General features: G+C 58.0%; 7 protein-coding genes. 5 read left to right on the top strand and 2 right to left on the bottom strand.

Translation table 11 applies throughout. The features are described from left to right. The 4 genes from U9R81_RS12445 to U9R81_RS12430 all read left to right on the top strand — a co-directional run. Nucleotides 1-791 (top strand): sugar ABC transporter substrate-binding protein (locus tag U9R81_RS12445; RefSeq protein ID WP_322495767.1); only part of this gene is annotated, 791 nt, incomplete at its 5' end. A 125-nt stretch (nucleotides 792-916) separates the two neighbouring features. After that, nucleotides 917-2,440, top strand: a complete 1,524-nt coding sequence (locus U9R81_RS12440; RefSeq protein WP_322495766.1) for an ATP-binding cassette domain-containing protein — start codon at nucleotides 917-919, stop codon at nucleotides 2,438-2,440. A 28-nt stretch (nucleotides 2,441-2,468) separates the two neighbouring features. Further along, nucleotides 2,469-3,668, top strand: coding sequence for a sugar ABC transporter permease (locus U9R81_RS12435; RefSeq protein WP_322495765.1), 1,200 nt, complete (start codon nucleotides 2,469-2,471; stop codon nucleotides 3,666-3,668). Nucleotides 3,669-3,853: 185 nt separating this feature from the next. Beyond that, on the top strand, nucleotides 3,854-4,912 hold the full coding sequence (locus U9R81_RS12430) for a response regulator transcription factor (RefSeq protein ID WP_322495764.1): 1,059 nt from the start codon (nucleotides 3,854-3,856) through the stop codon (nucleotides 4,910-4,912). 171 nt (nucleotides 4,913-5,083) lie between these two features. Here the strand turns inward: U9R81_RS12430 and U9R81_RS12425 are convergent, their stop codons facing one another. Beyond that, nucleotides 5,084-6,673 (bottom strand): ATP-binding cassette domain-containing protein, encoded by a 1,590-nt coding sequence (locus U9R81_RS12425; protein ID WP_322495763.1) that lies wholly within the window; start codon nucleotides 6,671-6,673, stop codon nucleotides 5,084-5,086. Between the two features lie 98 nt (nucleotides 6,674-6,771). Between U9R81_RS12425 and U9R81_RS12420 the strand changes: the two genes are divergently transcribed. Further along, nucleotides 6,772-7,452 carry a PIN domain-containing protein gene (locus U9R81_RS12420; RefSeq protein WP_322495768.1) on the top strand — a complete coding sequence of 227 codons (681 nt, stop codon included), beginning with the start codon at nucleotides 6,772-6,774 and terminating at the stop codon, nucleotides 7,450-7,452. A 17-nt stretch (nucleotides 7,453-7,469) separates the two neighbouring features. Here U9R81_RS12420 and U9R81_RS12415 read toward each other — a convergent pair. Continuing rightward, on the bottom strand, nucleotides 7,470-7,914 hold a 445-nt coding region (locus U9R81_RS12415), incomplete at its 5' end, for a DNA polymerase III subunit delta' C-terminal domain-containing protein (protein ID WP_322495762.1).

The raw sequence follows: 7,914 nt of genomic DNA, 5'->3' as shown, positions 1-7,914 counted from the left end.
CCGCTGCCCGCGCCGCCGGCGTCAAGGGCATCTCCTACGACCGCCTCATCCGTGAGACCGATGCCGTCGATTATTATGTCACTTTCGACAGCATCGCCGTGGGTGCGCAGCAGGCCCAGTATCTGGTTGATAACGCCAGCGGCAGCGGTAATCCGCTCTACCTCTACGCCGGCGCCGCCTCAGACAACAATGCCTTCCTCTTCTTTGAAGGCGCGTGGAAGGTGCTCCAACCCAAGATCGCCGATGGCACCTTCGTGATTAAGAATTCGGGCGAGGCGGTCGCGTTGCAGAACAAGCGCGACCTTACCCGCGACGAGATGGCCAAGATCCTCGGCCAGATTACGACCAACTGGGATTTCAACACCGCCAAGAATCTTGCCGAGGCCAACCTGACCGCTGCTAGCGCCGCCGATAAGGGCAAGGTCTACATCCTCGCCCCCAACGATGGCACGGCCCGCGCAATTGCTGATGCCTTCGCCGCCGATAAGGATGTGACCCAGTACTTTGTGACCGGCCAAGATGCCGAGAAGGCGTCGGTGCAGTACATCATCGATGGCCGCCAGTCGATGACCGTCTTCAAAGATGTGCGCACGCTGGTGAAGGATGCGATCAGCGCCGCAGTCGCTCTGCTTGAGAACAAGCAACCCGACTCGCGCGGTTCCTACAACAACGGTAAGATCGACGTGCCCGCCATCCAGTCGCCGGTTGTGACCGTCACCCGCGACAACGTGCGCGCCGCCCTGATCGACTCCGGCTACTACAGCGCCAGCGACTTCACTAACCTGCCGTAAACCGCATTGTTCCGCTCAGATCGGGATGGCCGCATCCCGATCTGAGCCAAATATGACGCCTATTCGCAATAGGGCAGCCCCTATCCTCACATCACGGCATATCCACATGATGAGGCGGTGCGTGTATGGAACCCCCTATCCTCGAAATGCGCCAGATCACCAAGGAATTCCCCGGCGTGCGCGCGCTCGATAACGTCACCTTTAGCGTCAAGCGGGGCGAGATCCACTGTCTGGTCGGTGAAAATGGCGCTGGGAAATCAACCCTGATGAAGGTGCTGAGCGGTGTCTATCCGTATGGCTCCTACAGCGGCGAAATCCTGATCGATGGCCAGCCCCAACGCTTCTTTGGCATCGCTGATAGCGAACGGGTCGGCATTGGCATTATTTATCAAGAATTGGCCCTCGTGCCCGAATTGACCGTCTACGAAAATATCTTTCTCGGCCACGAAATTAGTCGCAACGGCGTGATCGATTGGAACGAGACTATCCGCCGCGCCGACGAGATGTTGCGCAAAGTGCGCTTGAATGTCAATCCCGCCGCGAAAATCCGCGATCTCGGCGTCGGCAAACAGCAATTGGTCGAAATTGCCAAAGCGCTCAGCCGTGAAGTCAAGCTGCTGATTCTCGACGAACCCACCGCCGCCCTCAACGAGAACGATAGCGAGAATTTGTTGCATCTGCTGCGAGAATTGCGCGATCATGGCGTGACTTGCATTCTTATCTCGCACAAGCTGAAAGAGGTGTTGTCGGTCGCCGATACCGTGACCGTCCTCCGCGACGGCAAGACCGTCTGCACCCTCGATGCTCACAAAGGCGAGGTGAGCGAGCAGGCGCTCATCCGCAATATGGTCGGGCGCGAGATTACCAATATCTATCCCCCCCGCAACCATCGGATCAGTGATGAGGTCATGCTGGAACTGCGCAATTGGACGGTCTATTCGCCTGAGTTGGGCCGCTATTTGCTGCGCGATGTCAATCTACAGGTGCGCAAAGGCGAGATCGTCGGGCTGGCCGGCTTGATGGGAGCCGGACGCACGGAGTTGGCCCTCAGTCTGTTCGGCAATGCACCGGCGTACCGGATCAGCGGCGGGTTGTGGCTGAAGGGCCGCAAGCGCACCTTCCACCATCCCCGCGAAGCGATCGCCGCCGGTTTGGCCTACGTTTCCGAAGATCGCAAAGCCAAAGGGCTGGTCTTGATCCAAGATGTGCGCCAAAATATTACTCTCGCCAACCTGCAAGCGTTAGCCAAGAATGGCGTCATCGATCGCAATGCCGAGATTCAAGTCGCCGAAGGCTATCGCAAGTCGCTCAACATCAAGACGCCGACTATCGAACAACAAGTTGTCAACCTGAGCGGCGGCAATCAACAGAAGGTGTGTCTCGGCAAATGGCTGTTTGTGCGGCCCGATGTGCTCATTCTTGATGAACCGACTCGCGGGATCGATGTCGGCGCGAAATACGAGATCTATCAGTTGATGAACCGGCTGGTCGAAGAGGGAATGAGTATCGTGATGATCTCGTCGGAATTGCCCGAAGTGTTGGGCATGAGTGACCGGATCTACGTCGTCTCCGGCGGGAGAATTAAAGGCGAACTGCCGGTTGCGGCAGCGACCCAAGAAAAGATTATGGAGCTAGCGGTTGACTATTAACCGAATACGCAACGCGGCGGAGGAGACCATGACAACCCAAGCAGCATTTGTCACCAACTTACAACGGGCATTGGGGCAGAATATTCGCCAATACGGCATGTTCATCGCCCTCTTCGTGATTATGATCATCTTTTCGATCACGACCAACGGCATTTTTATCTCGTCGCGCAATCTGAGCAATCTGATCAACCAGACCGGCTACATTGCCGTGCTGGCGGTCGGCATGACGTTGGTGATCGTGATTCGCCATATTGACCTCTCGGTTGGCTTTTTGGCCGGCTTTCTCGGCGCAGTGGCCGCGATCGCCCTCCGTTTCTGGGATCTGCCGACGATTGTGGTGGTGCCGATGGTGCTGGTTCTCGGCGGGTTGGCCGGCTTGCTAACGGCGTTTCCGGTTGCTGAATTGAAGATTCCCTCGTTTGTTGCCTCACTGGCCGGCTGGCTCATTTATCGCGGCGCCTTGCAATTGGTCACTGCTGGCACCGGTACGATCATTATCGACGATGAAACCTTTAATGCGATTGGCAACGGCTTTATTCCTGATGTGCCGTTTAGCATTTTGCCCGGCTACCACACCCTCACCCTCCTCCTCGGCGTGCTCGCGATTGTGGCCTTCGTCATCAGCGAAATCCGCAGCCGCAACAAGAAGCGGGCTTACAACTTCGAGGTCTTGCCCGCCGATATGTTTGTGCTCAAGCTGGTTTTTATCTCGACCTTGATCGGCTTGCTGGCGTGGATTATGGCCGGCTACAATGGCCTCTCGTGGACGATGGTGATTGTGTTGGTGGTGGTGGCAATTTACCACTTCATTACGACTCAAACCGTGCTGGGCCGGCATATTTATGCGGTCGGCGGCAACCCCGAAGCGGCTGAGCTGAGCGGCATTAGCGTTAAGCGCATTACCTATATCGTCTTCGCGTCGATGGGAGTGCTTTCGGCCTTGTCGGGTATCTTGTTCGCCTCGCGGTTGCGCTCAGCCACCACTACCGCCGGCACCTTGTTTGAACTGGACGCGATTGCTGCCGCGTACATTGGCGGCGTCTCCGCCGCTGGCGGCGTCGGCAATGTGATCGGTTCGATCATCGGCGCGCTGGTCTACGTGTCGCTGACCAGCGGTATGAACCTGATGGGCATTGATATTGCCTACCAATACATCGTGCGCGGTTTGGTATTGGTCGCCGCCGTCGTGTTCGACGTGACCACCCGCCGCCGTGGCCGCGTCGGGTGATGGGATGGTAAAAATACCACCGTAGAGCCGCACGGCCGTGCGGCTCTACATGGCCCCCCGCGCCGTGCCACCCCCCGCGCCGTGCCACCCCTTGCCCATTTGCTCCCAGCCGTCTCTTCGGCGATAATAATTCGTATGCCTTGGCGTCATCACGCCGGTACGTCAACCGTGGTGGGGAATGGGCGATGGGAACGACCCGCGTCGTATTGGCCGATGATCATGCAGTGGTGCGAGCCGGTTTGCGCACTGCGCTATCCGGCTTGCCTGACTTTGAGGTAATCGGTGAAGCGGCCACCGGCCCGCAACTACTCGCTGCGCTAGCCCAGCATCACCCCGATCTGCTGGTGGTCGATGTGGCCATGCCGGAATTTGATCCGATTAACGCCATCCACCAGATTCACGCCGATTATCCGGCCATGAAGATTTTGGTCGTCAGCGCCTACGATGATCAGTCGTATGTAGTCGGCCTGCTCGCCGCCGGCGTCAACGGCTACCACCTCAAAGATCAGCCGCTCAGCGATCTGCAATTAGCCGTGCAGCGAATTATGGCCGGCGGCAACTGGATCTCAAGCCCGCTCCTCAGCCGGCTCATCCAAGCGGCGCCGCAGTTGGCCCACCCGTCGCCGATCACCCTCACCAAACGCCAGCGCGACCTCCTCCGCCTCATTGCCCAAGGTTATGACAACCGCCGCATGGCCCTAGAGATGGATCTGAGCGTCAAGACGATCGAGAATCACTTGACCGCCCTCTATCGGGCGATCCGCGTCAGTAGCCGGCTCGAAGCCTACCAGTTCGCGTTGCGCCATCCCGAATTGCTGGCCGAATCGGGCCATGAAGCGGCCCACAACCGCGAACCGCCCGCCGGCCCGGCCCCGCTGACGGTGCTCATCATCGACGACAACGAACGCTACCGTACCCAAATCAAGCGCATGGTCGGCAAAGCCTGCGCCGAAGCCCAGCTCTACGAGGCCGAGGATTGCCATGCGGCAACCCGCTTGCTCCAGCAGATCACGCCTGATCTGGCGTTCATTGATGTGATCTTGAACGACGGTGATGGGATCCAATGCCTGCGCCGGGTCAAGAGCATCGCCCCCAACATACGGGCGATCTTGATCAGCGCCTACCCTGACCGCGAGTTTCGCCGGTTGGGTTTGGAAGCCGGCGCACTGGCCTTTCTCGACAAAAAAGACCTTGATGCAGCCACCGTACGGCAGGTGGTAGAGGATGCGTTGCGGCGGAAGTGATAGATCCCGCTAAAAAGGCATCCTAGTGCAGACTATAACCAGCTAAAACAACCGGATAAGAGCATATAACCATCCTAACCCTTTGCGTCTTCGCGCCTTTGCGTGTGTATCTCTTTGCGCCTTCGCGCCTTTGGGTGTTACCCTCTTTGCGTCCTTGCCATCTCTGCGCCCTTATCCCACCCTCACCCCTTCCGCCGGGAACGGCGCCGGATTGGGAATCTCGATCTGCAATTCCAACCCGCCCCACACCGATGGCCCGATGTGTAACGTACCGCGCAAGAGCGACACCCGCTCGCTGATCCCGATCAAGCCAAAATGCTTCCGTTCCGCAAGGCGTTGCAGATCGGGCGGCGTTGCCATCCCCCGCCCGTTATCGGCCAACCGCACCATCACCCCCGCCGCCGAGGTGCGCTGCACCTCAAGCAACACCCGCGTAGCGCCGGCGTGCTTGCGCACGTTGTTCAAGCCCTCTTGCACAATCCGAAACACTGTCAACTCAATCGTCTCCGGCCAGCGTTCCAACGGCTCGGCCAGTAGCAACTCGACCTGAATCCCGGTCTGCTCGCTCCACTGGCTCGCCAATGAACGCAACGCCGCCGCCAAGCCATGGCTATCAAGCGTGGGCGGACGCAGATCGCTGCACATCTGGCGCAACATCGCTACCACCTCGCGAATCCCGCGCCGGATGGTCTGCAATTCGCTCAATGCTTCATCCTGCTCGATCTCCTCTTCGACGTGTTCGAGCTGGTAGTTGAAACTGAGCAAATCTTGGATAACCTGATCGTGCAATTCGCGCGCCAACGCCTTCCGCTCAGCCTCGCGTTCGAACATCAATCGGTGATGGGCCTCTTGCAACGCCTGATTGAGTTGATCGAGCGCCGCCATCTGCTCTTGCAGCCGTTGCACCAATTCGCGGTTGAGCGAATCTTGCGCGGCGAGGTTGTCTTGCAGTTGCAGTTGCTGTTGCCGTAACTGTTCCGCTTGTTGCTGCACCTGATAGTAATTTTCAAAGGCCCAAATCAACGGTGTGACCCGCTCTTGCCGCACCGACCCCACCATTAGCTCGACGATCTCGCGCGGCGTCGTGCTGGCCGTGACGCGCAACGCCGCTTGCCGGCCTTGGTACAGCACCAGCACCCGGTTGGTGATGGCAAAGATCAGATTGAGGTCGTCGCTGCTCAGGATTATACCGGTCTGTGCCGCCGCCAGCTCGCGCAAGTGCTGCAAGACGGCCTGCTGGCGAGCAAAACTCAACGCCGAGAGCGCCTCGTCGAGGATCAGTAGTCGCGCTGGCCGCACAAAGGCCCGAATCAGCGCCACCAGTTGCCGCTCCTCTTCGGTCAGATCGCCGGCGCGCTGATGGGCAAGGCCCCGCGGTAAACCAAACCGCTCTAGCCACTGGTACGCCGTGGTCGCCATCGCCGCCGGATCGAGCCGCCCCTTGCCCCGTTCGCGCCCCAGAAAGATGTTATCCAACACCGGCATCACTTCGACCAATGGCGGCGCTTGCGGCACAAACTCGATCCCGCGCCGCTGCAACGCTTGCGTTGCCCACGTCAAGGGCACATCATCGACCCGTATCTCACCCGCTGTTGGCGGATAGATCCCGGCCAGCGCCTGCAAGAGCACTGACTTGCCGGCGCTGCGCAAGCCCACCACCCCCAAGATGTCGCCGGGACGCAGCTCAAAACTGATCGCGCTGAGGATCGGCTTGGCGGCGAAGACGATATGGAGGTCGCGCACGCTGAGCAAGGGTAGCATAGATGTAGTCTAGAGGAGTATCTCTTGTAATAAACCAGCAACAAGTTACGTTATAATTTAGACATACTGTTTGAGCCTAAAATAAGGATACGCCATTGATGCAACCAACGCATTATCTCTTGATCGATTACGAGAATTTACAACCAAATCTCGCTATCATTAGTAACTTATCTTTTATTCGCGTTATCGCGTTTGTCGGCGCTACCCAGAAAGCTATTGTATTTGACTTTGCTTACGCTATGCAAAGACTTGGTAACCGCGCCATGTATATTAAATCCAAAACAAGTGGTTCAAATGCGCTTGATTTCCACATCGTATTTTATCTTGGTATTCTGGTGAAACGTGATCCAAATGCTTATTTTCACATCATCTCAAATGATACCGGCTTCGACCCGCTCATCCAGCACCTGCGTGACAGGCGGCTAAGGGTGCATCGATCCGCGCGAATTGAGGATCTGCCTTTCTTGCCAAAGACCATCACCGTGGTTGAACAGCCTAGCACTCCACCCGTTGCCGTCCAACCCGCCGCACAAGCCCTTTCCGAAACCAACAGCGTCCAATCTACGGTTGATATATTTGTACAGCAGGTCATTGAACACCTCAAGCGCCATCCTTTTTCACGACCTGCCACACTCAATCGATTACGGAAACATTTGATCTCGCTTGCTAAACAACAGCTTTCTCTTGATGAAATTGAGCATGTGACCGCAATGCTCTTTGCCGAGAACCTCATCTCCCTCGAAGAAGGCGCATCACAACGGTTGCGGTATCATTTTTAAGCGCCCAACCGCAACCTTCACTTGGCCCGCGGCAAGTGCAACACGAGATGCTCAAGCGCCAATTGCGGGTTGACGTTTTCGCGCAGTTGTTGGGCGGCAGCAATGATCTGCTGCAAGAAGGCCAGCGCCGCCGCTGGCGTGACCCGCCGGGCCGCCGCCGCTAATTCGGCCCGCCGGTCAACGTTTGTCACCGCCTCGTCACAACCGGATGCGACATATACCACATCGCGCCACCAGCTCTGCCACAATTCCAACCACGCCAGCGCCGTCTCTTGCTCGCCGGTGCGGTATTCCTTCGCCCGTTGCTCGGCCCACCGCAAACCTGTGCTCAAGTCTTGCTCGGCCAGCGCGATCAATTCCGCCAACTGCTCGCGCCGCGCTGCCTGCGCTGCCGGATCGGCCAGCACACTGATCGCCCACCCAACCCGGCCCCCGCTCCATGCCGCCAGCTCGGTGGCCAAC

Source organism: Chloroflexus sp. (assembly GCF_034435895.1).
In the GTDB taxonomy this organism is placed as follows: domain Bacteria; phylum Chloroflexota; class Chloroflexia; order Chloroflexales; family Chloroflexaceae; genus Chloroflexus.
Note: the sequence above shows the minus strand (reverse complement) of the source record. Positions and strands in the feature narration are given on the sequence as shown.

Excerpts from the sequence above, each read along its gene's own strand:
- U9R81_RS12440 (WP_322495766.1), top strand. The coding sequence starts at position 917 with ATGGAACCCCCTATCCTCGAAATGCGCCAGATCACCAAGGAATTCCCC.
- U9R81_RS12435 (WP_322495765.1), top strand. The coding sequence starts at position 2,469 with ATGACAACCCAAGCAGCATTTGTCACCAACTTACAACGGGCATTGGGG.
- U9R81_RS12430 (WP_322495764.1), top strand. The coding sequence starts at position 3,854 with ATGGGAACGACCCGCGTCGTATTGGCCGATGATCATGCAGTGGTGCGA.
- U9R81_RS12425 (WP_322495763.1), bottom strand. The coding sequence starts at position 6,673 with ATGCTACCCTTGCTCAGCGTGCGCGACCTCCATATCGTCTTCGCCGCC.
- U9R81_RS12420 (WP_322495768.1), top strand. The coding sequence starts at position 6,772 with ATGCAACCAACGCATTATCTCTTGATCGATTACGAGAATTTACAACCA.